The sequence below is a fragment of the Klebsiella sp. GB_Kp056 genome, assembly GCF_040064755.1.
GTDB lineage: Bacteria > Pseudomonadota > Gammaproteobacteria > Enterobacterales > Enterobacteriaceae > Klebsiella > Klebsiella quasipneumoniae.
The window spans coordinates 1-25139 of record NZ_JBEAJA010000053.1 but is presented as its reverse complement, the minus strand read 5'-3'; the positions used below and the strand labels follow the sequence as shown (position 1 = coordinate 25139).

The following is a 25139-nucleotide window of genomic DNA, read 5'->3' as shown; positions in this document are numbered from 1 at the left end:
AGGCCTACCTCCTGGTTATTTTTTCGCTTCTACGCCGTCAGCATCTGAACGCAGGAGAAATTGCTCCGTGGTCTGAGGAATATGTTTGATCAGCCAGTCGGCCATGGCCTGCTCTTCCGCCAGGATGGCCTCAATGGCCGGAATGGAAGCGGTATCGCCCGCTTTTTCAGCCGCCGCCAGCAGAGAGGTATAGCAGGCGATCTCAAACTGCTCGAAGACGTACCCGCTGATCGAGCCTTTGACTATTTCATCAGAAGGAAACATCCCGCCGATGGACTGGCCGAGAGCCGCCATTTTACTCATCGAATCTTTAATCACCGAGCGCGAAATCTCGTTGCGGTCGAGGATCTCTTCCAGCACGGTAATTTGCCGTTTGGTCTCATTAATATGCTGTTCAATTCTGGCACGGAGATCCGGATAATTATCGATACGGCCAGCCATTGATTCCAGCATGGATTCTGCCTGTTTTTCCATGGCATGCGCATCTCGTAGCCAGTCATGATAATGTTCAATGTGATTCATCGTGATTTCCTCGTGTCAGGGAGCGTTTATTTTTCCGCTTTTTTATTAATATTACCTACCGCCAGGTCGGTTAATTTCACATCGGTTTGTTTTTCTTCTTCCAGGGTTTCGGCCAGCAGTTTGACCGCTTTTTTATAACCCAGCTGTTCCGCCAGGGTCACCAGGGTACCGTAACTGGCAATTTCGTAATGCTCTACCTTTTGCGCAGCGGCAATTAACGCGGCATCACGTACTTCATTTTTTTCCGTGCTCTCAACGACTTCATTGGCCTCTTCGATTAATCCTTCCATGGCCACGCATTTCATGCGTTTGATTTTCAGACCGGATTCCTGCTCAACGATCTGGTCGATACGTTCAATCTGGCCCTGGGTTTCTTCAAGATGAGCATTGAACGCCGCGCTGAGTTTTTCACTGGACGCCGCTCTGGCCAGTTTAGCCAGCCCGCGGGTTAATTGTTTCTCTGCGCTGTAGGTATCTGAGAGCAGGTGAATAAATACATCTTCAATGCTTTTCATATTCATAGAAATACCTTCCGGAGTCAGAAAATAACTGCGAGTCTGTGACAGACTCGCAGGAGATACTTTCACTTCAGGGTGCAAGGAAAAGGATAATCAGGAATTATCAGACTTGCGGCCACCGCCGTGGCTGTTTTGTCCGCCTTTTTTACCCGCTTCGGACGCACGCTGCGGATCATTTTTAAAGTTCCCGCCGCTGTGCTGACCACCTTTACGACCTGCTTCAGAAGCTTTTTCACGGTCTTCAGCAAAATTACCGGAACCACCACGATGCTCTGCCATATTTTCACCTCATGTATATCGGTTATGTCAGTACGATACGAAAATATTCCGTATCACTCGTCGTTCGATATTTAAATCTAGCGGGTAATGCTGGTTAGTCAAATTATTATCCGGTGTTTCCGACACCTTTTAGCAGCAATTCAGAATAATTCTATAAAACACATCAAAAACAACCAGACGGCACATTTCGGCTAACCCCCTGTGTTCAGGGAAATAATGCGTAGAGCCCCCCCATGCGGCAAAGAATTATTTATACCGGCGGGTTACTCCCGTTGGGTTATATAACGAAGCGGCAGTATTGCCTGTAGCCCGATCGAAATTAGGAATTTTTCTTGTTTTTAAGGCAAAAAAAAAGCCGCTGGGGAAGCGGCTGGAAAATAAAATGGAGCGAATATCATGCCCGATTAAGCCTGGCATATTCAGGAGAAACAGGCAAATAACGCCAATAAATAAGCGAAGCGTGGAATATATTCAGCGACTGGAATATCACGCAGTTCCATTATTAGTACTCTACGCTTTATTTTCACGGTGGTTTATCGGCGGCAATAGCGTCAGGTCACTTTGCCTTTGCGCCTGATGCGATCAGCCATTCTCTCCAGGAGAAGACTCTATGAAAGCACTCACTTATCATGGCCCCCATCATGTCAGCGTTGACACCATGCCCGACCCGGCCCTTGAGGCGCCGGACGATATTATTCTGCGCGTCACGGCGACGGCGATCTGCGGTTCCGATCTGCACCTTTACCGCGGAAAGATCCCCGGCACGCACCATGGTGATATTTTCGGCCATGAATTTATGGGGGAAGTGGTGGACGCCGGTTCGGACGTCACCGCGGTTCGTAAAGGCGATCGGGTGGTTATCCCGTTTGTCATTGCCTGCGGAGACTGCTTCTTTTGTCGCCTGCAGCAATATGCCGCCTGCGAAAGCACCAATAGCGGCCAGGGGGCGACGCTCAATCGCAAAGGTATTTCGCCACCCGCGGCGCTGTTTGGCTATAGTGATTTGTACGGCGGGATCCCCGGCGGCCAGGCGGAATATGTGCGGGTTCCCAAAGCTAATACCGGCCCGTTTAAAGTACCGGACACCTTACCCGATGAAAAGGTGCTGTTTCTGTCAGATATTCTGCCCACCGCCTGGCAGGCGGTAAAAAACGCCGAGGTCAAACCCGGCAGCAGCGTGGCTATTTTTGGCGCCGGCCCGGTTGGCCTGCTGTGCGCCTCCTGCGCCAGGCTCAATGGCGCAGAGCAGATATTCATCATTGATCATAACGATTACCGACTCGACTTCGCGCAGCAGCGCTATGGCGCGATCCCGATAAACTTCGACCACCATGACGACCCGGCGCAGTGGATTATCGACAACACCGCCGGCCATCGCGGCGTCGACGCGGTGATTGACGCCGTCGGCTTCGAGGCGAAAGGCAGCCTCACGGAAACCGTCCTCAGCACCCTGAAAATCGAGGGCAGCAGCGGGAAAGCGCTGCGCCAGTGCATCGCCGCCGTGCGCCGCGGCGGCATCGTCAGCGTGCCCGGGGTTTACGCCGGTTTCATTCATGGATTTATGTTTGGCGATGCCTTTGATAAGGGGCTGACCTTCAAAATGGGGCAAACCCACGTCCATGCCTGGTTGCCGGATCTGCTGGCGCTAATTGAGCAAGGGTTGCTCACCCCGGAGGAGATTATCACGCACCATATGCCGCTGGAGGAGGCCGCGCGCGGCTATCAGATCTTTGAGAAGCGTGAAGAGGCATGCCGCAAAGTGATCCTCGTGCCGGGGATGCAGCCCGGAAAGGCAACGCTTTGAGGCGGAGGTTAACGCAGCGAAACCCTTCGGCGGCCAGTGCGGGCCGTGATATAAAAACAGTATCCGCTGGCCCGCCGTGGCGGATACCGCCATTAACCACAGGAGAAGGTCATGCTCGAGTTACGCCCGAATTGCGAATGCTGTGATAAAGATCTGCCGCCAGACTCACCCGAAGCGTTTATCTGTTCGTTCGAGTGTACCTTTTGCCAGGACTGCATGACGGCCCGGCTGAACGGCCATTGCCCGAACTGCGGCGGCGAGCTGGTGCGGCGCCCGGTGCGTCCCGAAGAGGCGCTCCGGCGTCACCCCGCCTCCACCCTGCGTCGCCATACGCAGTAAAACCGGATGAGCAGGCGTCGCGAACGGGAGCCCTCAGGCTCCCTTTCTTCACCCTTATTTCTCTGCCGAAAAGCGCCACTCCGCGGCGGTCGACAGCGTCACAAAGGGCCCCGCAAGGGTGACATTGTGATGGCCAATGATGTCAGGCGCTGATAAACGTTCGTTATCCATGGTTGAGTGCGCATCCGAGATTAACACCGTCCGTAATCCCAGCGCCGATGCCGCTCGGCAGGTCGTGTCCACGCAGAACTCGGTTTTCATCCCGGCAATAACCAGCTGTTTTACGCCGGCCTGGGCGAGCTGATGCTCAAGGTCAGTTTGCTGGAAACAGGAGGGGTATTTTTTAATCAAAACGATATCCCGCTCGCAGTTAACCCCCATCTCAGGCAGCAGTTGGGTTAATGGACTTTGCGCGGAGAACGGAGAGTCGTCAGGTCCGGTATGGCGGGCAAAGAAGACTGGCACCTCAGCCTGTCTCGCTTTTTCAATCAGCAGGCAAACGTTCGCCAGAAGCGCATCGGCCTGATACGGGGAAACCGGGCCACGGAAAAGCCCCTGCTGCATATCGATAATTAACAGGGCATGTTCAGATGAAATCATGATGGGTCTCCATTCAGTCTGTCACGAACGGAGAAGACGCTCCCCGTCCACATTGGCGGGGAGTGAGGATCTGTTTGTCAGGAGCCGGTCACAGATACGCCCACACCACCGCAGGTTACGGTCGTGGTGGTGACGGTGGTGGTTGGCTGCACTGACGTAATCATTATCTGACCTTCACTTATTCTTTACAGATAAAACATAAGCGCCATTAAAACGGCTCTTTTCTTATAGCATTGAGCTGAGACGGATTGCAATTTATGCCTGAACAACGCAGCCGCTTTACGCAACCATTAACGACTTACAATATAGGCGCGAAGGGTTTCGCCTGCTGAAAGAATATGTTTCACGGTATATGCCCGAGCCTCCTGTGGATTATTTTGCTGGCAGGCCATCAGGATCTGCTGATGCTCATCCTGGAATTTCAGCGTATCCGACAGCAGTCTGTTCTGAAAAAGCTCATATCTTTCAATCTGCTCGCGCAATTCACCGATCATCTTCAACAGGCGCTGATTGTTACACTTCCGATACAGCAGTTCATGAAACTCCCGGTTATACCTCCCCTGCTGCTCGGGTTCAGAAGCGCTGCTCAGCAGCTGATGCACCAGCTCTGCCCGGGCAAGCGTTTCCGGGTCCATATTCTTCAGGCTATGAAAAATGGCTTCACCTTCCAGGAGTGCCCGCAGCTGATAAATTTCATCGACATCTGCGGCCGTCAGCGTTTTCACCACCGCGCCACGATTCCTGTAAATCTCAACCAGACCTTCGCGCTCAAGCTGCTGTATCGCTTCTCTCATTGGGATACGGCTGACAGAAAACTGGCAGGCCAGGTCGCGCTCTACAAGCCGGTCGCCATCTCGCAATGCCCCCTTGTTGATTAAGATTTTTAACTCACTGGCAAGGATGTCGGCGGTCGAACGGGTAGCAGCGTTCATTTAGCTCTCTTTACATCATTCATAAATGGTATACCATTATGCCATTCTAGCCAACGTCATGACAACCTTGCGATTCTACCTGCGCCTTCGTTCAGGCAATGCACCTGGACGATACCGCAGTGAAGAAATTCATCCCTCTCTAGAGAAAGGCAAACCAATGGAACATGCTTATACCAGTCATATCACATGGACCGGCAATCAGGGCACGGGTACCTCGGGTTACAAGGCTTATGCCCGAACCTGGGATATCGCGGTAAAGGGAAAAGAACCTATTCATTGTTCAAATGATCCATTACTGGGCGGCGATCCCGGCAAAATGAACCCGGAAGATCTCCTGCTCTCTTCTCTCTCTGCCTGTCACATGCTGTGGTACTTACATCTGGCCTCAGATGCCGGCATTACGGTCATGGAATATCAGGACTCGCCGGTGGCAACGGGCGAAGTATTAAAAGGGGGCGCGGGTCGCTTTATTTCTGCTACCCTCAGGCCGAAAATCACCGTATTACCAGGTACCGATCTCGACGCCGCCGCGGCCATTCATCAGCAGATCCATCACGTCTGTTTTATCGCCCGCTCGGTCAATTTCCCGGTCAGCTATCAGCCTGAATTTATTATCTTTAACGAAGAGTAACTCGTTTCTGGCGCGGTCATCCGGCGCTCAGGAAATGTGGCTGGGGTATCCAACCTCAGCCACACTTCGCTGCACACCGAAGCATCCTGCTCTGGCCGTAATTAGACTGTAGGGAAATTCACCACGGAGCAGACTTATGATTGCGGTACTTTTTGAGGCCGACGCCTTACCGGAAGCACAGGAAAGATATCTTCAGCTGGCGGCCGGGCTGACGCCTTTGCTTTCAGACACGCCGGGGTTTATCGCCATCGAGCGTTTTCAGAGCCTGAATTCACCCGGCAAAATCCTTTCGTTATCCTGGTGGGAAGATGAAGCATCGGTGGCCAACTGGCAGCAAAATGAGCGGCATCTGGCTGCCCAGCGCGAAGGCAAAGCATCGATTTTTTCATATTACAGAATACGCGTTGCCCGCGTGTTCCGGGATTACTCATCGGCTCGGGGAGCACAGCCAGATGTATGATATTCACGTCATTCTCAGCAACACGCCGGGCTCGCTTGGCGCAATGGGTATAGCGCTGGGCAACAACGGTGTGGGTCTCGAAGGTGGTGGGGTATTCACCACGCCTGATGCCGGACATGCGCATTTTCTGGTAGAAGACGGTGAGACAGCCCGCAGGGTGCTGACCGAGGCCGGATTTACGGTCAGCGATGTATGCCGCCCTCTGATACGCAAGTTACCCCAGGAACGACCCGGGGAGCTGGGGGATATTGCAGACACCCTGGCCCGCAACGGTATTAATATTCTGGTACAGTACAGCGACCACCGTAACCGGCTCATTCTCCTTACCGATGATGACACCCGGGCAGCGGAAGTGACCAAAAAATGGGCCATACTTTCTGAATGAATCTCCTGAAAACGCAGCAAGACAGTGAGCCAGAGGCGGCGCTGGAAACCGCGATGGCGATGGTGGCCTCAGCCCTCTCTGACCCGTCAAGGGTGAGTATTCTCTGCGCGCTGATGGACGGGCGCGCATGGACGGCGACCGAGCTCAGCACGGTCGCCGAGGTCTCCGCCTCCACCACCAGCGGACATCTTGCCCGACTGCTCAGCAACGGGCTGGTGGTGTGTCTCGCGCAGGGGCGCCACCGCTATTACCGCCTGGCGGGCCCGCATATCGCCGGGCTGCTGGAAAACCTGATGGGCGTCTCAATGCAGGCGCATAAGGCGCTGGCTACCAGCACGCCGGTTACGCTTCGCTACGCCCGCACCTGCTACGACCATCTGGCGGGCGAACTGGCGGTGAATATTTATGAGTTTATGCTGCGGGAAAAATGGCTGACGGCCGATGGGCAGTCCCTGACGTCAGCCGGTAAAACCCAGCTTGAAAGCCTGGGCGCAGTACTTAACGCTCGACCGCGACGTAAGCCTTGCTGCCCCTGTCTTGACTGGAGCGAAAGACGTTTTCATCTGGGAGGCGACGCCGGATCGGCGCTGTTGGCGCTGTTTGAGCAAAAAGGATGGATAACCCGCGCGCCGGGATATCGGGAAGTGCAAGTGACGGATAGCGGCAGAGCGGCGCTGTCCCGGCTGTTTAATCTGAAGGTGAACGGATAGCCTGAGTTTAGGCTACATCATATTTTCGCCGAACAGCGCCGGTTTAAGCCGGTCGGGCCATCAGTAAGGCCCCTGCCGTTCAATCCATTCCCACTCGCGATCTCGCGGCATGAGCTATCCCTGTCACGAGGTGCATGGCTTTGATGGACATTGTGTTGCGGGAAATCGGCGATGGCACCGCGCAGCGAGCGCCCGGTAAAATAACGGCCTGCATGCGCTAAAAAAACGGGAGCTCATCGGCTCCCGCTTTTACTTAATCCACCAACGGGATTACATGTTCGCGATGATCGCGTCGCCAAACTCTGAACATTTCAGCAGTTTAGCGCCTTCCATCAGACGTTCGAAGTCATAGGTCACGGTCTTGGCGGCGATAGCGCCTTCCATGCCTTTGACGATCAGGTCTGCGGCTTCGAACCACTGCATATGGCGCAGCAATACATGTTTGAAAATTGGCTAACATGCTGAATTTAAATGCAAATAGAAGCATCAAAGAATAAGTTGCATACAAAAAATGCCATGTGGTAACTTATTGAAACTACTATAGTTGCTTTTCGTTTTGGGGAAGGAATATCCTGTTCTATCCCTCAATGAAAATACCTATTTAAGAGTTTTCTATGGATTGGTTAACGTTTTTCAGTAAATTGATTGAACACTGCACGTGGCCGGGTATTCTCCTTTTCATTGCGATCAGATATCGAAAAACTATCGTTGCACTAGCTAGCTCTTTGAGTTCTATTAAAGTTGGAGATTTTGTTGACGCCAACTTTAGTCGCGAGGCAGCAAAGATAGCTACCGTCAGTGAAGTTGAACTACCTCCGTCGGGAGTTGATTTTGAACAGCAGGAGGTTGAAAATAAGTTGCTAGAACTCCCCCCAAGGTTAGCGATTTTAGACGCTTGGAAAATTGTTGAAAATTCAATTGATGAGTTCATAGTTAACAAAAATGTTGGCAGTACCGCTATGTCAAGTGGATACCCCTCCAAGTTACCACCGATCAGAAAAATTTCAGAGCTACGCCGAGCTGAATACATAACCGCTCATCAAGCTGAGATGTTAGATAGTTTAAGAAAGTTAAGGAATGAAGTTGTACATGGCCCATATGGTTTAGAACCATCGCAAGTTGATGCAATTAACTATGTAAAATCCGCGCTTGCATTCTCTAACTTATTTAAAATGAACATTAATCTCGACAATAAGTAGAAGCGCTATAATGAAAGCGCTGAGGTTCAAACCCTCTCGTTTCGACCAAAAAACCTAGAGAAACCAGCCTCTTAAGGCTGGTTTTTTTATACCCGTCTTTTGTGCTGGGAGTCAATGGGATAAATGGGGGTGAGCCCCGCCCATAACAACCTTCCCGTGCCTATTTTCCCCTCAAAGAAATGGTGACTAAAGAATCTGATCGAAACATCGCTTTCTTTAACTCAGAAACCACAGTACGTCAAAAGCACCACGCTATTAAGGTTTGAAACTTTAACCACACTATGGATTAATAGACTCAATAAGTGGAATAATTTCATCTTTAAAGGTAACTAACGCCACGACAAGAGGGATTATTACTTTTGCGGCTAAATTAGAAATAAATTTAACTAGCCACCATTTTTTAAGGTGAGAATTTACTTCGATGTATGATTTTGAAAGTGCTGTCGAAATAATAATCACTACATAACAAAAAATCGACAATACAATAAACCCCATAGTTGGCTTTAGGTTATAAGTCGATGTTAAATAGCTATAACCAAAACTAAAGCAAGCAAAAATAATTAATATTGGCGCAAAAATGAAGAGCAGAGTAAATATTATTTTATTGTTGCGTTCGCTCCTGCGGTTTAACTCATCAGACTTTTCTTTTTCTAATTGATCAATGCGTGACTGGAGTGCAGTTAGAATATTTGAGTCAGGTACTAATTCAATTTTTTCGTGTGAATTACCTGTTAAATGCCCAACTACTAATTGTTCTTGATTAGTTAAATCCTCGCCTTGCTTCAATTTTTGTTCTTTTGTTGGTTTATCTTCATTCTCCAAAACTCTCTCTGAAAGGATTTCAATTTGTTTTTGAAGAGCAGTTTTCTCATTATCATGTATAGACTGTCTTCTTGTGATTTCATTTTTATAACTTGTAGCAAGCATTGCAAATTCAGATTCAATTATTTCAATAATAGTGTCATTATGAGAGTCCGCATCTATTATTTTTTGTTTCAATGCCTTGTCAGCAAGCATAGAACTCAATATTTCACCGTCTATACCTTCAATGTCTTTATAAGTTGATAGAGCCTGAATTAGCTCAATAGTTGCCTTTTCATCATTAACATCAAAATCTCCGAAAAGCAGCGGCAGCTTTATAGCCTCCATTATACCTGATTCTAGTGTAGCATCTCTTGGCACCCAAAATTGTAGAAGTTGTACAAGATTCGTAGGGTGGAGAACAACAGGCAACTTACTTTCTTTTTTCTTTCTTTTTAATTGATCAAATTGTATCACTGACCAATCAATAGTAACCCCCCAATAATTTTCCTCTAAAGCAGAGTCAGCATTGCCATCACGATGATCATGGATACTAAACCAAAAAATAAGATCGTGCTCAATCGCCTCATACCTTTTACGTTTGTTTTCTGGCTTTTTTTCCTCCCTTTCCCATATCGTTAATTGTTCTTTAACCACTCTCTCATCTGTAGGATAATGGACAGTTGGCCATTCTAATATTTTTATTCCCTTGCTTTCTAGATTCCTTAATAAACCATCTGTAAATGGCAAAAAATAGGCATCGGGTGATAAACCGGTTTCTGTTTTTGCAGTTTCAGCAAAATATTTAGCGGCAATGCTTGAACGCATCCCAGATTGTACTGCTGCTCTTGCTAAACTAGGTGAGTATCGATGTCTTTTCAGATTATCTAACTGATAAGAAACAACTTTCCTTATTTCTTCTAGAGTTGTTGGTAAAATATAGTAGCGAACCTTAACATTCCCAACTTTTTCAGCAAGACTTAATAATGATGTCGCTGATTCATCAGCAGGGTTTTCGTGTAATCCTAGAATTGAAAAAACAAAGTTTGTATCTAAAACAATTTTAATATCCTTGCTTTTTCGAGTATTATCCAGTGACTCAATTGTTTTTTGGCTCAATTGCGAAGCTTCAACAAAGAAGTATGCATTTAATAACTTCAGGATATAACCTTTAGCTAAGTCATTATTATTTGAAAAAAATTCACCCACTATTCTCAGTAAGACTGGATGCTCTGAATCCGAGTATTTACTTAGAAACCCCTCTAGCCAATCATGAGTTTTAAATAAACGTCCAGACTGTAATAGACTGTAAGTATTCGCGCCTATTCGTCTCACAGAAGAAATTAATTCATTTTTAAAATTTTGCCAGTAAGATTCAGTATCTACTTTACCCAAGTTTTTTTTGACAATATCTCTAAAGCTATTTTCTGCATCCTTCTCTTCCTTGCTAGAGACATCAATTTTATCTTTAAGTTTTTTCCTGGTTTCCTCCGTAAGATAGTAACCATTATCTCTTTTTATTATTGTCAAGGATGAAAGAAGGTATTCTATTTGTGCCGATATGTTTTCTATAGGTATATCAACATTAAAATCGCTTTTTATTTTTGATTTTAACTCTTTCTCATCCACCCTGCCTTCAGACTCCCATAAATAACCAAGGATAACCTGTGAGGTTGCCTTTTTCCACCATCCATTCTTATTTAGCTCAACATAATTTATCAGTGATACTAACTCAGTGGTTAACGACTTAGCTACCATACCCTGCTCCTGATTAATATTTATTGATGGATTATTTTTAATATCCTCAAAGGATATAGTTTATCTATTACCGCTTGTCAAAACTTTACTACAATTTTGGAGTTAAATTGTTTAGACTATTACTCACCTATATCTCATTAGAGCGAAAAACATATAATTTTACCTGCTGTACTTTAAGAACACACAGAACTATGTATAGAGTTTGAAGGTAAAGCATATATACGCTAGCGCCTTCCATCTGAAGACTACGAAATCAATTATATTTGTATCTGATCGATCATGAATTGTCTATACAAACATAACATTTGCTTTCATTACTTATATCTGTCCCACATAATCGCTTTCTATTCTGGCGTGTAGTTAATCTGAGTTCGTCGTTTGGTGGCAGCGACTCCCTTGATTAAGAATAGGATAGCATTGTAATGAGCCGTTGAACTCACAGCTATAAGCGGACTCTTTCAGTAGGATGACCATTTGAACTGATTAGTAAGGTTAAAGTACGTACGATCATATGACCTGAAGCAAATCACTGTATCTAGTGGTATAGCGTGGAGAAAGCATTTCCCGCTTCATCTGCCAGGCAGTCTGGATCCCCTGCCCTGCAAAATACAGTGTACCCCTGCCATCCTTTGCGTTGAGATGGTCGAGAACTTCCATCAGTTTCTCGCTGTTCTTTCGTGGTGCGTTGTCGTCGAAGAGGTTGAGCTGCGCTACGCCCTGGCTGTAGAAATCTCCCAGCATTACGCCTGCTTTCTGGTAGCGATGCCCGTCTCGCCAGATTGCATCGAGACATTTCGTCGCCACGGTGATGATGTCCCGGCTATCCTGGGTCGGTGTAAGCAGCTTTACTGATGCATTGTTCCCGTAGTATGGCTCGTTCAGCGCAAAGGGACTGGTTTTGACAAAAGCGGAGATAAACCGGCAATACTGATGCTCGCCACGGAGCTTCTCCGCGGCACGGGATGCGTATAAACATATCGCCTGGCGCATCTCTTCGTAGGTGGAAATCCGCTGCCCAAAGCTGCGACTACAGACAATCTCCTGCTTTACTGGCGCGAACTCCTCCAGCCCGAGGCATGGTTCGCCACGCAGCTCCCGCACGGTTCGCTCCAGAACCACATTAAAATGCTTCCGGATAAAACGGATATCGGTATCCGCCAGCTGCAGCACAGTTTTAATCCCCATGGCCTCCAGTTTTTTACTGATGCGGCGCCCGACTCCCCAGACCTCATCCACCGGAAGCAAAGCCATCAACTTCCTCTGCCTTTCCAGATTAGACAGGTCCACCACGCCTCCGGTCTGTCGATGCCACTGTTTCGCCGCGTGATTGGCCAGCTTCGCCAGAGTTTTAGTCTGAGCAATGCCGACGCCAACCGTGAGGTGCGTCCTGCGCAGAACCGTCTCGCGAATTTCCCTGCCAAAATCGGTAAGATCGCGACAGTTACGAACACCAGTAAGATCGCAAAATGCCTCGTCAATACTGTAAATTTCGCAGCGTGGAGAGAGTTCCTCCAGCGTTGTCATCACTCGGTTGGACATATCGGCATAAAGCTCATAGTTGCTGCTAAACGCGATAATACCGTGCCGGCGAAACATGTCCTTTTGCTTGAAATAAGGCTCACCCATTTTGACGAAGGGCTTCGCCTCTGGCGAGCGGGCGATCACACAGCCGTCGTTGTTTGACAGTACGACCACCGGACGCCCTTTCAGGTCAGGACGAAATACAGTCTCGCACGATGCATAAAATGAATTCACATCACAAAGCGCAAACATCTTAGCCAGCTGATTTAATGATGTACGTAACCACCCCGAACACGTCGAGAGTATCCTCGCTACCGACTACTATCGGCGAATATGCAGGGTTCATTGGGTTAAGCTGAACCCTTGGATGCAGCTGCAGCTTCTTAACGGTGAATTCCCCATCCACAGCAGCAATAACGATATCACCATGAACTGCGGTCCTTGAGCTATCCACTACCAGAAGATCCCCTTCCCCTATGCCGGCGTCTTTCATGCTGTCGCCCGCGGCTTTGACAAAATACGTCGCACTGGGGTGGTTCACGAGCAACTCGTTCAGATCAATACGTTGCTCAACGTAATCCTGCGCTGGACTAGGAAAACCACATTGCACCAGGTCGCTGTACAACGGGAGCAGCATGATCTGACGTAACTCAAGGGGCGTGTAGAACTGCATAATAGACTCGCTCACATTAATACTGTTTTTATATACAGTAGTTTTAACAGAGCGACATATCAATATAGGTTCTGGCTATCAATTTACAGCATTGACGTAACGCATTGATGTAATGAGCAAGGTAAGTCTTCAAGTGTTTTCAGGCCTTAGCTGTTTGATGGTTTTGCGAACAGTTGCTCGATAACGCCGATCGCCTGGATAAGCTGGTCAATGGGCCTGCGGCCACCGTTCCCGACCGGGCCGGGCAACCGCTGGACTCCTGGCGCCAGATCGTGACGATGATGCTTACACTGTCACTGATGCGCAGAGAGGGTCATAACAGGATGGTTCAAGTTGTACGCATGGTACTAATAGATGTTTTTAAAGAGGCTCAACATGCTGGTCACGTTCCGCCAGGATACAACCCTGCCCAGACAACGAAACAGCCACGAAATAAGATAAACAGACAAAGGCTATCTCTGGAGGAATGGGAGGCTATTTATACATCCGCCGAACAACAACAACCTTATTTACAATGTGGAATGTTGCTTGCCATTGTAACAGGGCAACGCCTCGGGGATATTTGCAATATGAAGTTTTCGGATGTATGGGATGATATGCTGCATATTGAGCAGGAGAAAACAGGAACTCGTTTAGCCATTCCCCTTTCTCTCAGAAATGAAGCGTTAAATATTACTCTGAGTGATGTTATTTCAAAATGTAGAGATGCTGCGGTGAGTCAATATCTTGTTCATTTTCGCCATAGCACCTCACAGGCTAGTCGTGGTGACCAAGTGTCAGCCAAAACACTTACTTCAACGTTCAAGAAAGCACGGGATAAAAGCGGTCTTACCTGGGAAGAGAGAACAGCGCCGACTTTCCATGAATAGAGATCTCTTTCCGAGCGCTTGTATCGTGAGCAAGGGATAGACACTCAGAAACTCTTAGGCCACAAAACAACGAAAATGACTGACAGATACAATGATGACCGCGGCAAAGAGTGGATCGTTGTTGGTAAAAAAGCAGTATGATCTTCAATCAGTTTTGGGGAAGAATTTTGGGGAAGTTTTGGGGAAGCCTCCGCACACTCCAAAAAAAACGGGAGCCCATCGGCTCCCGCTTTTACTTAATCCACCAACGGGATTACATGTTCGCGATAATCGCGTCGCCAAACTCTGAACATTTCAGCAGCTTAGCGCCTTCCATCAGACGTTCGAAGTCATAGGTCACGGTCTTGGCGGCGATAGCGCCTTCCATGCCTTTGACGATCAGGTCTGCGGCTTCGAACCACTGCATGTGGCGGAGCATCATCTCTGCGGACAGGATGATGGAGCCCGGGTTCACTTTGTCCTGGCCTGCATACTTCGGCGCAGTACCGTGAGTCGCTTCGAACAGCGCGCACTCGTCGCCGATGTTGGCGCCCGGGGCGATACCGATACCGCCAACCTGTGCCGCCAGCGCGTCAGAGATGTAGTCGCCGTTGAGGTTCATACAGGCGATAACGTCGTATTCCGCCGGACGCAGCAGGATCTGCTGCAGGAAGGCATCGGCGATCACGTCTTTTACCACGATCTCTTTGCCGGTGTTCGGGTTCTTGATTTTCACCCACGGGCCGCCGTCGATCAGCTCGCCGCCGAACTCTTCGCGAGCCAGCTGGTAGCCCCAGTCTTTGAACGCGCCTTCGGTGAACTTCATGATGTTGCCTTTGTGAACGATGGTCACAGAGTCACGATCGTTGGTGATCGCATACTCAATGGCTGCACGAACCAGGCGTTTGGTGCCTTCTTCAGAGCACGGCTTGATGCCGATGCCGCAATGTTCCGGGAAGCGAATTTTCTTCACGCCCATCTCATCGCGCAGGAATTTGATCACTTTGTCTGCTTCAGCAGAGTCGGCTTTCCACTCGATGCCGGCATAGATATCTTCGGAGTTTTCACGGAAGATAACCATGTCGGTCAGTTCCGGGTGCTTAACCGGGCTCGGGGTGCCCTGGTAGTAACGTACCGGACGCAGGCAAACGTAGAGATCCAGCTCCTGACGCAGCGCCACGTTCAGGGAACGAATGCCGCCGCCGACTGGGGTAGTCAGAGGACCTTTGATAGCAACGCGGTAGTCACGAATCAGATCGAGGGTTTCAGCTGGCAGCCAGACATCCTGGCCATAGACGTGGGTCGATTTCTCACCGGTGTAAACTTCCATCCAGGAAATTTTACGCTCGCCCTTATAGGCTTTCTCAACGGCGGCATCAACCACTTTCAGCATCGCTGGGGTAACGTCAACGCCGATACCGTCACCTTCAATGAACGGGATAATCGGATTATGAGGGACGTTCAGTTTGCCGTTTTGCAGGGTGATTTTTTGACCTTCCGCCGGAACTACTACTTTGCTTTCCATTAACCTCTCCTTCGAGCGCTTCTGGTTCTGCTCTTCCCTCTTCACGCGAGCCTGGTGTTGGCTGAGTCGGCCAGCTTCGGAGTACCGGGTCTTCCCGCTAACCGGAGCTATCGCGTCCGTGTCGCCTTCCTGCCTGTGTTGCGAATCGGTTTGAGCAATTTTTTGTTAATAATTTGTAATGAGCATGTCAATACTACCTGAATGTTTGCGTCCATGAAAGGCATTCGTAATTAGGCTATAATGCGGCAATTGATAGAGCCTGAAAATACCATGCAGAAAACTTCATTTAGAAAACATCGCGTTGAGCGATTCAGCACACAACAAGTCACCAGACAACGCAAAGAACGCCAGCCAAAAACTGTGATCTTGTTCAATAAACCCTATGATGTGTTGCCACAATTTACCGACGAGGCCGGGCGCAGCACGCTGAAAGATTTTATTCCCGTGGCGGGCGTCTACGCCGCAGGTCGACTCGATCGCGACAGCGAAGGGCTGCTGGTGCTGACCAACGATGGCGCGCTGCAGGCGAAGCTGACCCAGCCGGGTAAACGCACCGGCAAGATCTACTACGTCCAGGTGGAAGGCGAACCCACCCCCGAGGCGCTGGCCGCTTTGCGCGACGGCGTCACCCTCAACGATGGCCCCACCCTGCCTGCCGGCGTAGAACTTGTGGAGGAGCCCGCCTGGCTGTGGCCGCGCAACCCGCCGATTCGTGAGCGCAAATCGATCCCCACCCGCTGGCTGAAGATCACGCTCTACGAGGGACGCAACCGTCAGGTGCGCCGGATGACCGCCCACGTCGGCTTCCCTACCCTGCGGCTGATCCGCTACGCCATGGGCGGCTACACCCTCGACGGGCTGGCCAACGGCGACTGGCGCAAAGCCGAATAACCGAAAAGGAAAAGCGATGTTTAAACCTCATGTCACTGTTGCCTGCGTGGTTCACGCCCAGGATAAATTTCTCATCGTCGAAGAGACCATTAACGGCAAAGCATTGTGGAACCAGCCGGCGGGCCATCTCGAGGCCAATGAAACGCTGCTGCAGGCCGCCGAACGTGAACTGTGGGAAGAGACCGGCATTCGCGCCACGCCGCAGCACTTCATCCGCATGCATCAGTGGCTGGCCCCCGATAACACCCCGTTTCTGCGCTTCCTGTTCGCCATCGAACTTAGCGATCTGTGCGCCACTGAACCGCACGACAGCGATATCGATCGCTGCCTGTGGCTCAGTGCTGAGGAAATTCTTAACGCGCCAAACCTGCGCTCGCCGCTGGTTGCCGAAAGCATTCGCTGCTACCTGCAGGACCCGCGCCAGCCGCTGTCGCTAATTGGCGCATTTAACTGGCCGTTCACAGGGGGTGAATGAACGGTGAGCGCGTGCTAGAATACGCCGCCTCGAAGTTCAATGTAGCGAGTATTTCCATGTCAGAAAGCCAGAAAAAAGTGATCGTCGGCATGTCCGGCGGCGTCGACTCCTCGGTCTCCGCGTACCTGCTGCTGCAGCAAGGGTATAAGGTGGAAGGCCTGTTCATGAAGAACTGGGAGGAAGACGACGGCGAGGAATACTGCACCGCCGCCGCCGACCTTGCCGATGCGCAAGCGGTCTGCGATAAGCTGGGCATTGAACTGCACACCGTTAACTTTGCCGCCGAATATTGGGATAACGTCTTTGAGCTCTTCCTGGAAGAGTACAAAGCCGGCCGCACGCCAAACCCGGATATTCTGTGCAATAAAGAGATCAAATTTAAAGCCTTCCTCGAGTTTGCCGCTGAAGACCTCGGCGCCGACTACATCGCCACCGGGCACTATGTGCGCCGCGCCGATGTCGACGGTAAAAGCCAGCTGCTGCGCGGTCTCGACGGCAACAAAGATCAGAGCTACTTCCTTTATACCCTCAGCCACGAACAGATTGCCCAGAGCCTGTTCCCGGTGGGTGAGCTGGAAAAACCGCAGGTGCGTAAGATCGCCGAAGAGCTGGATCTGATCACCGCGAAGAAAAAAGATTCCACCGGCATCTGCTTTATCGGCGAGCGTAAATTCCGCGATTTCCTTGGCCGCTATCTGCCGGCGCAGCCGGGCAAAATCCTCACCGTCGACGGCGAGGAGATCGGCACCCATCAGGGGCTGATGTACCATACTCTGGGCCAGCGTAAAGGACTGGGTATCGGCGGCACCAAAGAGGGTAGCGAAGACCCATGGTACGTGGTCGATAAAGACGTTGAGAATAATATTCTTATCGTCGCCCAGGGCCATGACCACCCGCGCCTGATGTCCGTCGGCCTGATTGCCCAACAGCTGCACTGGGTTGACCGTGAACCGCTGCAGGGCACCCTGCGCTGCACGGTGAAAACCCGCTATCGCCAGACCGATATCCCCTGCACCGTTACCGCGCTGGATGAAGACCGTATCGAAGTCCGCTTCGATGAGCCGGTCGCGGCGGTGACCCCGGGCCAGTCCGCCGTGTTCTATTTGGGTGAAGTGTGCCTCGGCGGCGGAATTATTGAACAACGACTGCCTCTGCAGTCCTGAACGCGCGTTATTTCCGCCGGGACGAACCGCCCCGGCGGCTGACAAGGAGTATGTGTGGCGAAGAATTACTATGACATCACCCTGGCGCTGGCTGGCGTTTGCCAGGCGGCGCGACTGGTTCAGCAACTGGCGCATCAGGGACATTGCGACAGCGATGCCCTGCATGTGTCGCTGAACAGCATCATCGACCTCGATCCCGAGTCGACGCTGGCGGTGTTCGGTGGCAGTGAAGCCAATCTTCGCCTCGGCCTTGAAACGCTGCTCGGGGTGCTCAATACCAGCAGCCGTCAGGGCCTCAATGCGGAACTCACCCGCTATACCCTGAGCCTGATGGTGCTGGAGCGCAAGCTCGCCGCCAGTAAAGGGGCGATGGACACGCTCGGCAACCGCATCGCCGGCCTGCACCGTCAGCTGGAGCACTTTGACCTGCAGTCCGAAACGCTGCTCAGCGCCATGGCGGGCATCTATGTCGATGTGATAAGCCCGCTGGGCCCGCGTATTCAGGTGACCGGCTCCCCTGCCGTGCTGCAAAGCCCGCAGGTGCAGGCGAAAGTTCGCTCAGCGCTGCTGGCCGGGATTCGCGCCGCGGTGCTCTGGCATCAGGTGGGCGGCGGACGTCTGCAGCTTATGTTTTCCCGTAATCGTCTGGTTAACCAGGCAAAGCAAATTCTTGCTCATTTAACCCCGGAGTTGTGATCTATGGAATTATCCTCACTGACCGCCGTTTCCCCTGTAGACGGCCGCTACGGCGATAAAGTCAGCGCGCTGCGCGGTATCTTCAGCGAATTCGGTTTGCTGAAATTCCGCGTTCAGGTGGAAGTACGTTGGCTGCAAAAACTGGCCGCCCACGCAGCGATCAAGGAAGTTCCTGCTTTTGCTGCCGACGCAAACGGTTTCCTTGACAAAATCGTCGCCGATTTCAGCGTCGAAGACGCCGAGCGCATCAAAACCATCGAGCGCACCACTAACCACGACGTGAAAGCGGTAGAGTACTTTCTGAAAGAGAAAGTCGCTGACGTCGCTGAACTGCACGCCGTGTCGGAGTTTATTCACTTCGCCTGTACGTCCGAAGATATCAATAACCTCTCCCACGCGCTGATGCTGAAAACCGCCCGCGACGAAGTGGTTCTGCCTTACTGGCGCAAGCTGATTGACGCGGTAAAAGATCTGGCGACCCAGTACCGCGATGTACCGCTGCTCTCCCGTACCCACGGCCAGCCGGCGACGCCGTCCACCATGGGTAAAGAGATGGCGAACGTCGCCTACCGTATGGAGCGCCAGTACCGTCAGCTGAACCAGGTGGAAATCCTCGGTAAAATCAACGGCGCGGTGGGTAACTACAACGCCCACATCGCCGCCTACCCGGAAGTCGACTGGCATCAGTTCAGCGAAGAGTTTGTCACTTCGCTGGGCATTCAGTGGAACCCGTACACCACGCAGATCGAGCCGCATGACTATATCGCTGAGCTGTTTGACTGCATCGCGCGCTTCAACACCATTCTGATCGACTTCGATCGCGACGTGTGGGGCTACATCGCGCTCAACCACTTCAAACAGAAGACCATCGCCGGGGAAATCGGCTCCTCCACCATGCCGCACAAGGTGAACCCGATTGACTTCGAAAACTCCGAAGGCAACCTCGGCCTGGCCAATGCGGTCATGCAGCACCTGGCCAGCAAACTGCCGGTTTCCCGCTGGCAGCGCGACCTGACCGACTCCACCGTCCTGCGTAACCTCGGCGTGGGCATCGGCTATGCGCTGATCGCCTATCAGTCCACCCTCAAAGGGATCAGCAAGCTGGAGCTGAACCAGGATCGCCTGCTGGACGAACTGGATCACAACTGGGAAGTACTGGCTGAGCCGATCCAGACCGTGATGCGTCGTTACGGTATCGAAAAACCGTACGAGAAGCTGAAAGAGCTGACCCGCGGCAAACGCGTTGACGCGGAAGGGATGAAGCAGTTTATTGACAGCCTCGCCCTGCCGGAAGAGGAAAAAGTGCGTCTCAAAGCGATGACCCCGGCCAACTATATCGGTCGGGCAACCACCATGGTTGACGAGCTGAAGTAATCGCCCTGCCCCTCTTTCCGCCGGAAAGAGGGGCGTTTTATCGCCGGAAGGCGATCAGATCCAGACGTCGTTCACCGCCGTCCGCTCGCCGCCCTCGTGGCCGGTATTCAGCACCCCGCGCGGTTCAATCAGCAGCAGCTTCGCTTCCATCTCCGCCGAGGTCTTATGTTCCACCCCGCGCGGCACGACGATCATCTCCCCGGCCTTCACCAGCACATGTCCGTCGCAGAAGTCCACGCGCAATACCCCCTCCACCACCATCAGCGTCTCATCGGTTTCCGGATGGCTGTGCCAGATAAAGTCGCCGGCGATGCGCACGATCTTGAACTGATAGTCGTTCATTTCGGCCACCACTTTGGGCTGCCATTGTTCGCTGAACAGGGAAAATTTATGAGCAAGATTAACGAGTTGATACATAGGCTGTCTCCTTGTGATAAAGGCAGTCAGCATAGTTCGCCGCGCCGCGGTCACGCTTGAACGATTGTGCAACCTGCGCCGCCTTAGCCGCGGATCGCCCGCAGCCAGCGCCCCGGAGAGAGGCCAAAGCGGCTGATAAAATGGCGCGTCATGTGGCTCTGGTCGGCAAAGCCCGCCTCGGCGGCAATATCCACCAGACGCTCCCCGGCGCGCATCCGCTGGCGACAAAAATCGAGCCGGCGCATCATGACGTAACGCCACGGACTGGTGCCATACAGCGTTCTGAAATCGCGGCTCAGGCTCCAGCGGTCCCGGCCGCTGACCTGCGACAGGATGTCGAGGGTCATATCCTGCATAAAACAGGCATGGATATACTCCCGGGCCCTCTCCGCCGCCTGATAATCAAACGCCTGGCGACGGGAACGCTGCCCACCGACCACGGCCAGGGTCTGCGCCAGGTCGTACAGGGCGTCCTCTTCCTCCAGCGGCTCGAAGGTTGCCGTGACCGCTTTCAACAACGGTTGCGCGGCGCGACGTAGCCGTGGATCCGCCGACAGGCCGCCGGGGATAAACGGCAATGGCCTGCCGCCGAGTATCTTCTGGATCAGCGCGGGTTCGATATAGGCCATGCGGTAGTGAAACCCCGCCTCGGTGCCCGCCTCGCCATCGTGTATTTCGTCCGGGTGAAGGACCATCGTCCCGCCGGGCAGACTGTGCTGTAGCCCGCCGCGATAGTGAAAGCTCTGCACGCCGGCGATCGTCTGGCCGATGGCGTAGGTGTCATGCCGGTGCGGCTCATAGCCGTGGCCGCCGAAGAAGGCTTCGATGCGCTCCGTCCGACTGGGCGCCTGCGCCAGCCTGACCCAGTCCGCGCTCTGCTGCTGAGACATAATGGATAACCTGCGGCGTCATTGAGGGATAATTCCAGCACTATTACACAAAAAATTAACATCACCAACCCGCCGCTGCCCGCGCCCTGCCGCTGGGCGTTTGCTGAAAATACGCATAGAATGAAGGAGTTCCATGCCCGTGCGCAAAAGGCGCCGCCCAACGCCGACCTGCCCGGCGATGCTGCACGCCGTTTGTATAAAAAGCTTTATTTAACAGCTGTTTATATTTTGCGTATATAATAAGCGTCAGACTACTTTCGAAATTGCTAGGGAGAACAGCCATGCGCGTACTCGTGGTTGAGGATAATGCCCTGCTGCGTCACCACCTCAAAGTTCAGCTACAGGAGCTGGGCCATCAGGTCGATGCCGCAGAGGATGCCAAGGAAGCGGATTACTATCTGGGCGAACATCTCCCGGATATCGCCATCGTCGATCTCGGTCTGCCGGACGAAGATGGATTATCGTTGATCCGCCGCTGGCGCAGCCACGACGTGTCACTGCCGGTGCTGGTGCTGACCGCCCGCGAAGGTTGGCAGGATAAAGTCGAAGTGCTGAGCGCCGGGGCGGATGATTACGTCACCAAGCCTTTCCATATTGAAGAGGTTGCCGCCCGCATGCAGGCGCTGCTGCGCCGCAATAGCGGCCTGGCCTCGCAGGTGATCTCTCTGCCGCCGTTCCAGGTCGACCTCTCCCGGCGCGAGCTGTCGGTGAACGACCAGCCGATCAAGCTGACGGCTTTTGAGTACACCATTATGGAAACCCTGATCCGCAATCGCGGCAAAGTGGTCAGTAAGGATTCGCTGATGCTCCAGCTTTACCCGGATGCCGAACTGCGTGAAAGCCATACCATCGACGTGCTGATGGGCCGGCTGCGTAAGAAAATTCAGGCTGAATACCCGCAGGACGTCATCACTACGGTGCGCGGCCAGGGCTATCTGTTCGAACTGCGCTGATGAAGGGACTGTTACGGCATATTTTCCCGCTGTCGTTACGGGTTCGCTTCCTGCTGGCGACCGCCGGGGTGGTGCTGGTGCTCTCCCTGGCTTATGGCATGGTGGCGCTGGTGGGCTACAGCGTCAGCTTCGATAAAACCACCTTCCGTCTGCTGCGCGGCGAGAGCAATCTCTTTTATATGCTGGCCAAATGGGAGAACGGCGCCATTGACGTCGATATCCCGGAAAATCTGAATATGGAAAGCCCGACGGTGACCCTTATTTACGATGAGAAGGGCAAACTGCTGTGGGCGCAGCGCGATGTTCCCTGGCTGACAAAACGCATTCAACCGGATTGGCTGAAACGCAATGGTTTCCATGAAATTGAAGCCGATGTCGACAGCAGCAGTATGCTGTTGCGCAATAACCATGAGGTTCAGGAACAGCTGGACGCCATCCGCGAACAGGGCGACGATTCGGAGATGACCCACTCGGTGGCGATCAACTTCTACCCGGCCACCAGCAAAATGCCCCAGCTCAGTATCGTGGTGGTCGACACCATCCCGGTGGAGCTTAAGCGCAGCTATATGGTGTGGAGCTGGTTTATCTACGTGCTGGCCGCCAACCTGTTGCTGGTGATCCCCCTCCTGTGGGTCGCCGCCTGGTGGAGCCTGCGCCCCATCGAGTCGCTGGCCAAAGAGGTGCGCGAGCTGGAGGAACATCACCGCGAGAAGCTCAATCCCAACACCACCCGCGAGCTGACCCGGCTGGTCAGCAACCTTAACCGGCTGGTTCGCAGCGAGCGTGAACGCTATGACAAATACCGCACCACCCTCACCGATCTCACCCACAGCCTGAAAACGCCGCTGGCGGTGATGCAGAGCACGTTGCGCTCGCTCCGCGGCGAGAAGATCAGCGTCGACGAGGCGGAGCCGGTGATGCTGGAGCAGATCAGCCGTATTTCGCAGCAGATTGGTTACTATCTGCATCGCGCCAGCATGCGCAGCGGCGGCACCTTGCTGAGCCGGGAGCTGCACCCGATCGCCCCCCTGCTCGACAGCCTGACCTCCGCCCTCAATAAGGTTTATCAGCGCAAGGGGGTCAATATCTCGCTCGACATCTCGCCGGAGATCAGTTTTGTCGGCGAGCAGAACGATTTTATGGAAGTGATGGGTAACGTTCTCGATAACGCCTGTAAGTACTGTCTGGAGTTCGTGGAGGTTTCCGTGCGCCAGACCACCGACAGTCATCTGCACATTCTGGTGGAAGACGATGGGCCGGGGATCCCGCCGAGCCAGCGCCGCGCTGTCTTCGACCGCGGTCAGCGGGCGGATACTCTGCGTCCCGGCCAGGGGGTGGGGCTCTCCGTCGCCCGGGAAATCGTCGAACAATATGACGGGGAGATCATCGCCGGCGAGAGCCTGCTCGGCGGCGCCTGCATGGAGGTGGTGTTTGGCCGCCAGCTGATGGAAGATAAAGAGAGTTAATCGTTGAGTTTTTTCACGGCGCCTGCATCGCCGGGGCGCCGCATCCGTTATAATCCCTGTCAGACACCTGCAGTGGAATATCAATATGGATTATCAATTAACGCTTAACTGGCCCGACTTTATCGAACGCTACTGGCAAAAACGGCCGGTGGTACTGAAGCGCGGCTTCGCCAATTTTATCGACCCGCTGAGCCCGGACGAACTGGCTGGACTGGCCATGGAGAGCGAGGTCGATAGCCGCCTTGTCAGCCATCAGGATGGAAAATGGCAGGTCAGTCACGGTCCCTTCGAAAGCTACGATCACCTGAGCGAAAACAACTGGTCCCTGCTGGTACAGGCGGTCAACCACTGGCATGAGCCGTCGGCGGCGCTGATGCACCCGTTCCGCGCTCTGCCGGACTGGCGTATCGACGACCTGATGATCTCCTTCTCTGTACCGGGCGGCGGCGTCGGCCCGCATCTGGATCAGTATGATGTGTTTATCATCCAGGGCACTGGCCGTCGGCGCTGGCGCGTCGGGGAAAAAGTGCCGATGAAACAGCACTGCCCGCATCCGGACCTGCTGCAGGTTGACCCCTTCGAGGCGATCATCGATGAAGAGATGGAGCCGGGCGATATTCTCTATATTCCGCCAGGATTCCCGCATGAGGGATATTCGCTGGAAAATTCGCTGAACTATTCGGTCGGCTATCGCGCGCCGAATGCCCGCGAGCTGTTCAGCGGCTTTGCCGACTACGTTCTCCAGCGCGAACTGGGCAGCCAGCGCTACGCCGATCCGGACGTGCCTTCCCGCGACCATCCGGCGGATATTTTACCGGCCGAACTCGACCGCCTGCGCGAGATGATGCTGGGGCTGATTAACCAACCGGAGCACTTTAAGCAGTGGTTCGGCGAGTTTATCACTCAGTCGCGTCATGAGCTCGACGTCGCGCCGCCGGAGCCGCCGTATCAGCCCGATGAAATTTACGATGCCCTGCAGCAGGGCGATACCCTGGAACGCTTGGGCGGCCTGCGGGTGCTGCGCATTGACGGCGAGGTGTTCGTCAATGGCGAGAAGATCAACTCTCCGCACCGCCCGGCGCTGGACGCCTTAGCCACCCACCTGACGCTGCGCGCCGACCATTTTGGCGATGCGCTGGAAGATCCCTCTTTCCTCGCCATGCTGGCGGCGCTGGTCAACAGCGGCTACTGGTTCTTTGGCGACTGAGTGCCATCCTGCCCGGCGGCGCTGCGCTTGCCGGGCCTACGGGTTCCGCGGTCACCGGTTGGACCGTAGGCCGGATAAGGCGCAGCCGCCATCCGGCACGAA

27 protein-coding genes and 2 pseudogenes are annotated in these 25139 nt (G+C 52.7%); 17 read left to right on the top strand and 12 right to left on the bottom strand.

Going from position 1 to position 25139, the window contains the following annotated elements:
* Positions 1-15: 15 nt before the first annotated feature.
* From ABLV52_RS13685 to ABLV52_RS13675, 3 genes are all read right to left on the bottom strand, one after another.
* Positions 16-522: a ferritin-like domain-containing protein gene (locus tag ABLV52_RS13685; protein ID WP_023289214.1), complete on the bottom strand. Its 507-nt coding sequence runs from the start codon at positions 520-522 to the stop codon at positions 16-18.
* 26 nt (positions 523-548) lie between these two features.
* Positions 549-1043, bottom strand: coding sequence for a ferritin-like domain-containing protein (locus tag ABLV52_RS13680; protein ID WP_023289213.1), 495 nt, complete (start codon positions 1041-1043; stop codon positions 549-551).
* Between the two features lie 90 nt (positions 1044-1133).
* Positions 1134-1319, bottom strand: coding sequence for a general stress protein (locus tag ABLV52_RS13675; RefSeq protein ID WP_004150795.1), 186 nt, complete (start codon positions 1317-1319; stop codon positions 1134-1136).
* 610 nt (positions 1320-1929) lie between these two features.
* Between ABLV52_RS13675 and ABLV52_RS13670 the strand changes: the two genes are divergently transcribed.
* Together ABLV52_RS13670 and ABLV52_RS13665 are read left to right on the top strand one after the other, a co-directional pair.
* The gene (locus ABLV52_RS13670; RefSeq protein ID WP_023289212.1) at positions 1930-3123 is read left to right on the top strand and encodes a zinc-dependent alcohol dehydrogenase; all 1194 of its coding nucleotides are present in this window, start codon (positions 1930-1932) and stop codon (positions 3121-3123) included.
* A gap of 111 nt (positions 3124-3234) precedes the next feature.
* Entirely contained in the window at positions 3235-3462 is a 228-nt protein-coding gene (locus ABLV52_RS13665; RefSeq protein ID WP_023289211.1) for a DUF1272 domain-containing protein, read from the top strand.
* 54 nt (positions 3463-3516) lie between these two features.
* Here ABLV52_RS13665 and ABLV52_RS13660 read toward each other — a convergent pair whose 3' ends face one another.
* Positions 3517-4062 carry a cysteine hydrolase family protein gene (locus ABLV52_RS13660; protein ID WP_023289210.1) on the bottom strand — a complete coding sequence of 182 codons (546 nt, stop codon included), beginning with the start codon at positions 4060-4062 and terminating at the stop codon, positions 3517-3519.
* 290 nt (positions 4063-4352) lie between these two features.
* Positions 4353-4994: a GntR family transcriptional regulator gene (locus tag ABLV52_RS13655; RefSeq protein WP_064154847.1), complete on the bottom strand. Its 642-nt coding sequence runs from the start codon at positions 4992-4994 to the stop codon at positions 4353-4355.
* A gap of 157 nt (positions 4995-5151) precedes the next feature.
* Between ABLV52_RS13655 and ABLV52_RS13650 the strand changes: the two genes are divergently transcribed.
* The 4 genes from ABLV52_RS13650 to ABLV52_RS13635 all read left to right on the top strand — a co-directional run bounded on the left by ABLV52_RS13650 (position 5152) and on the right by ABLV52_RS13635 (position 7180).
* On the top strand, positions 5152-5625 hold the full coding sequence (locus ABLV52_RS13650; protein ID WP_130952511.1) for an OsmC family protein: 474 nt from the start codon (positions 5152-5154) through the stop codon (positions 5623-5625).
* Between the two features lie 136 nt (positions 5626-5761).
* A complete protein-coding gene (locus ABLV52_RS13645) occupies positions 5762-6085 on the top strand; it encodes an antibiotic biosynthesis monooxygenase (protein WP_241504917.1) in 324 nt (107 codons plus the stop codon).
* Positions 6078-6470, top strand: coding sequence for an amino acid-binding protein (locus tag ABLV52_RS13640; protein WP_017899009.1), 393 nt, complete (start codon positions 6078-6080; stop codon positions 6468-6470). Before ABLV52_RS13645 ends, ABLV52_RS13640 begins: the two co-directional genes overlap by 8 nt.
* Positions 6467-7180 (top strand): winged helix-turn-helix domain-containing protein, encoded by a 714-nt coding sequence (locus tag ABLV52_RS13635; RefSeq protein ID WP_048334727.1) that lies wholly within the window; start codon positions 6467-6469, stop codon positions 7178-7180. The genes ABLV52_RS13640 and ABLV52_RS13635 overlap by 4 nt, the downstream gene beginning before the upstream one ends.
* A gap of 270 nt (positions 7181-7450) precedes the next feature.
* Here ABLV52_RS13635 and ABLV52_RS13630 read toward each other — a convergent pair.
* A pseudogene (locus ABLV52_RS13630) lies at positions 7451-7618 on the bottom strand (isocitrate/isopropylmalate family dehydrogenase); the annotation flags it as partial.
* A gap of 176 nt (positions 7619-7794) precedes the next feature.
* On the opposite strand from ABLV52_RS13630, the gene ABLV52_RS13625 reads away from it, so the two are divergent.
* On the top strand, positions 7795-8379 hold the full coding sequence (locus tag ABLV52_RS13625; RefSeq protein WP_109547518.1) for a hypothetical protein: 585 nt from the start codon (positions 7795-7797) through the stop codon (positions 8377-8379).
* Between the two features lie 279 nt (positions 8380-8658).
* On the opposite strand, the gene ABLV52_RS13620 is transcribed toward ABLV52_RS13625, so the two are convergent.
* The 3 genes from ABLV52_RS13620 to ABLV52_RS13610 form a co-directional block, all read right to left on the bottom strand.
* Positions 8659-10938: a hypothetical protein gene (locus ABLV52_RS13620; protein ID WP_348890506.1), complete on the bottom strand. Its 2280-nt coding sequence runs from the start codon at positions 10936-10938 to the stop codon at positions 8659-8661.
* Between the two features lie 507 nt (positions 10939-11445).
* Complete coding sequence (locus ABLV52_RS13615; protein ID WP_348890505.1) at positions 11446-12711, bottom strand: Y-family DNA polymerase; 1266 nt, start codon at positions 12709-12711, stop codon at positions 11446-11448.
* Position 12712: 1 nt separating this feature from the next.
* Positions 12713-13132 (bottom strand): translesion error-prone DNA polymerase V autoproteolytic subunit, encoded by a 420-nt coding sequence (locus ABLV52_RS13610; protein WP_023289199.1) that lies wholly within the window; start codon positions 13130-13132, stop codon positions 12713-12715.
* Positions 13133-13431: 299 nt separating this feature from the next.
* Between ABLV52_RS13610 and ABLV52_RS13605 the strand changes: the two are divergent.
* Positions 13432-14142: pseudogene (locus ABLV52_RS13605) on the top strand (tyrosine-type recombinase/integrase); the annotation flags it as partial.
* A gap of 112 nt (positions 14143-14254) precedes the next feature.
* Here ABLV52_RS13605 and icd read toward each other — a convergent pair.
* Positions 14255-15505: an NADP-dependent isocitrate dehydrogenase gene (gene icd / locus ABLV52_RS13600; protein WP_023289166.1), complete on the bottom strand. Its 1251-nt coding sequence runs from the start codon at positions 15503-15505 to the stop codon at positions 14255-14257.
* Positions 15506-15745: 240 nt separating this feature from the next.
* Here icd and rluE point away from each other — a divergent pair, with 240 nt between their 5' ends.
* The 5 genes from rluE to purB are packed head-to-tail and all read left to right on the top strand — an operon-like array spanning position 15746 to position 20104.
* Entirely contained in the window at positions 15746-16396 is a 651-nt protein-coding gene (rluE, locus tag ABLV52_RS13595) for a 23S rRNA pseudouridine(2457) synthase RluE (RefSeq protein ID WP_032452457.1), read from the top strand.
* A 16-nt stretch (positions 16397-16412) separates the two neighbouring features.
* The gene (locus ABLV52_RS13590) at positions 16413-16871 is read left to right on the top strand and encodes an NUDIX hydrolase (RefSeq protein ID WP_004150802.1); all 459 of its coding nucleotides are present in this window, start codon (positions 16413-16415) and stop codon (positions 16869-16871) included.
* A 56-nt stretch (positions 16872-16927) separates the two neighbouring features.
* Positions 16928-18034 (top strand): tRNA 2-thiouridine(34) synthase MnmA, encoded by a 1107-nt coding sequence (gene mnmA / locus ABLV52_RS13585; protein WP_012542211.1) that lies wholly within the window; start codon positions 16928-16930, stop codon positions 18032-18034.
* Between the two features lie 54 nt (positions 18035-18088).
* Positions 18089-18730, top strand: a complete 642-nt coding sequence (gene hflD, locus ABLV52_RS13580; RefSeq protein ID WP_004140557.1) for a high frequency lysogenization protein HflD — start codon at positions 18089-18091, stop codon at positions 18728-18730.
* A gap of 3 nt (positions 18731-18733) precedes the next feature.
* The gene (purB, locus tag ABLV52_RS13575; RefSeq protein ID WP_004176557.1) at positions 18734-20104 is read left to right on the top strand and encodes an adenylosuccinate lyase; all 1371 of its coding nucleotides are present in this window, start codon (positions 18734-18736) and stop codon (positions 20102-20104) included.
* 54 nt (positions 20105-20158) lie between these two features.
* Here the strand turns inward: purB and ABLV52_RS13570 are convergent, their stop codons facing one another.
* Together ABLV52_RS13570 and ABLV52_RS13565 are read right to left on the bottom strand one after the other, a co-directional pair.
* A complete protein-coding gene (locus ABLV52_RS13570; protein WP_348890504.1) occupies positions 20159-20521 on the bottom strand; it encodes a cupin domain-containing protein in 363 nt (120 codons plus the stop codon).
* 83 nt (positions 20522-20604) lie between these two features.
* Entirely contained in the window at positions 20605-21411 is an 807-nt protein-coding gene (locus ABLV52_RS13565; RefSeq protein ID WP_348890503.1) for an AraC family transcriptional regulator, read from the bottom strand.
* A 21-nt stretch (positions 21412-21432) separates the two neighbouring features.
* On the opposite strand from ABLV52_RS13565, the gene ABLV52_RS13560 reads away from it, so the two are divergent.
* The 4 genes from ABLV52_RS13560 (at position 21433) to ABLV52_RS13545 (ending at position 25037) form a co-directional block, all read left to right on the top strand.
* On the top strand, positions 21433-21651 hold the full coding sequence (locus ABLV52_RS13560) for a hypothetical protein (RefSeq protein WP_131729221.1): 219 nt from the start codon (positions 21433-21435) through the stop codon (positions 21649-21651).
* Between the two features lie 41 nt (positions 21652-21692).
* The gene (gene phoP, locus ABLV52_RS13555; RefSeq protein WP_004206636.1) at positions 21693-22364 is read left to right on the top strand and encodes a two-component system response regulator PhoP; all 672 of its coding nucleotides are present in this window, start codon (positions 21693-21695) and stop codon (positions 22362-22364) included.
* A complete protein-coding gene (gene phoQ, locus ABLV52_RS13550) occupies positions 22364-23830 on the top strand; it encodes a two-component system sensor histidine kinase PhoQ (RefSeq protein ID WP_004206635.1) in 1467 nt (488 codons plus the stop codon). Before phoP ends, phoQ begins: the two co-directional genes overlap by 1 nt.
* 85 nt (positions 23831-23915) lie before the next feature.
* A complete protein-coding gene (locus ABLV52_RS13545) occupies positions 23916-25037 on the top strand; it encodes a cupin domain-containing protein (protein ID WP_004206634.1) in 1122 nt (373 codons plus the stop codon).
* Positions 25038-25139 lie beyond the last annotated feature (102 nt).

What these genes read in the sequence shown, in the direction of transcription:
- rluE (WP_032452457.1), top strand. Translation starts at nt 15,746, where the DNA reads ATGCGGCAATTGATAGAGCCTGAAAATACCATGCAGAAAACTTCATTT.
- phoQ (WP_004206635.1), top strand. Translation starts at nt 22,364, where the DNA reads ATGAAGGGACTGTTACGGCATATTTTCCCGCTGTCGTTACGGGTTCGC.
- ABLV52_RS13640 (WP_017899009.1), top strand. Translation starts at nt 6,078, where the DNA reads ATGTATGATATTCACGTCATTCTCAGCAACACGCCGGGCTCGCTTGGC.
- ABLV52_RS13590 (WP_004150802.1), top strand. Translation starts at nt 16,413, where the DNA reads ATGTTTAAACCTCATGTCACTGTTGCCTGCGTGGTTCACGCCCAGGAT.
- ABLV52_RS13615 (WP_348890505.1), bottom strand. Translation starts at nt 12,711, where the DNA reads ATGTTTGCGCTTTGTGATGTGAATTCATTTTATGCATCGTGCGAGACT.
- purB (WP_004176557.1), top strand. Translation starts at nt 18,734, where the DNA reads ATGGAATTATCCTCACTGACCGCCGTTTCCCCTGTAGACGGCCGCTAC.
- ABLV52_RS13570 (WP_348890504.1), bottom strand. Translation starts at nt 20,521, where the DNA reads ATGTATCAACTCGTTAATCTTGCTCATAAATTTTCCCTGTTCAGCGAA.
- ABLV52_RS13670 (WP_023289212.1), top strand. Translation starts at nt 1,930, where the DNA reads ATGAAAGCACTCACTTATCATGGCCCCCATCATGTCAGCGTTGACACC.
- ABLV52_RS13675 (WP_004150795.1), bottom strand. Translation starts at nt 1,319, where the DNA reads ATGGCAGAGCATCGTGGTGGTTCCGGTAATTTTGCTGAAGACCGTGAA.
- icd (WP_023289166.1), bottom strand. Translation starts at nt 15,505, where the DNA reads ATGGAAAGCAAAGTAGTAGTTCCGGCGGAAGGTCAAAAAATCACCCTG.
- ABLV52_RS13545 (WP_004206634.1), top strand. Translation starts at nt 23,916, where the DNA reads ATGGATTATCAATTAACGCTTAACTGGCCCGACTTTATCGAACGCTAC.
- ABLV52_RS13680 (WP_023289213.1), bottom strand. Translation starts at nt 1,043, where the DNA reads ATGAATATGAAAAGCATTGAAGATGTATTTATTCACCTGCTCTCAGAT.
- ABLV52_RS13660 (WP_023289210.1), bottom strand. Translation starts at nt 4,062, where the DNA reads ATGATTTCATCTGAACATGCCCTGTTAATTATCGATATGCAGCAGGGG.
- ABLV52_RS13650 (WP_130952511.1), top strand. Translation starts at nt 5,152, where the DNA reads ATGGAACATGCTTATACCAGTCATATCACATGGACCGGCAATCAGGGC.
- mnmA (WP_012542211.1), top strand. Translation starts at nt 16,928, where the DNA reads ATGTCAGAAAGCCAGAAAAAAGTGATCGTCGGCATGTCCGGCGGCGTC.
- ABLV52_RS13635 (WP_048334727.1), top strand. Translation starts at nt 6,467, where the DNA reads ATGAATCTCCTGAAAACGCAGCAAGACAGTGAGCCAGAGGCGGCGCTG.
- ABLV52_RS13610 (WP_023289199.1), bottom strand. Translation starts at nt 13,132, where the DNA reads ATGCAGTTCTACACGCCCCTTGAGTTACGTCAGATCATGCTGCTCCCG.
- ABLV52_RS13685 (WP_023289214.1), bottom strand. Translation starts at nt 522, where the DNA reads ATGAATCACATTGAACATTATCATGACTGGCTACGAGATGCGCATGCC.
- ABLV52_RS13620 (WP_348890506.1), bottom strand. Translation starts at nt 10,938, where the DNA reads ATGGTAGCTAAGTCGTTAACCACTGAGTTAGTATCACTGATAAATTAT.
- ABLV52_RS13565 (WP_348890503.1), bottom strand. Translation starts at nt 21,411, where the DNA reads ATGTCTCAGCAGCAGAGCGCGGACTGGGTCAGGCTGGCGCAGGCGCCC.
- phoP (WP_004206636.1), top strand. Translation starts at nt 21,693, where the DNA reads ATGCGCGTACTCGTGGTTGAGGATAATGCCCTGCTGCGTCACCACCTC.
- ABLV52_RS13665 (WP_023289211.1), top strand. Translation starts at nt 3,235, where the DNA reads ATGCTCGAGTTACGCCCGAATTGCGAATGCTGTGATAAAGATCTGCCG.
- ABLV52_RS13625 (WP_109547518.1), top strand. Translation starts at nt 7,795, where the DNA reads ATGGATTGGTTAACGTTTTTCAGTAAATTGATTGAACACTGCACGTGG.
- ABLV52_RS13645 (WP_241504917.1), top strand. Translation starts at nt 5,762, where the DNA reads ATGATTGCGGTACTTTTTGAGGCCGACGCCTTACCGGAAGCACAGGAA.
- ABLV52_RS13655 (WP_064154847.1), bottom strand. Translation starts at nt 4,994, where the DNA reads ATGAACGCTGCTACCCGTTCGACCGCCGACATCCTTGCCAGTGAGTTA.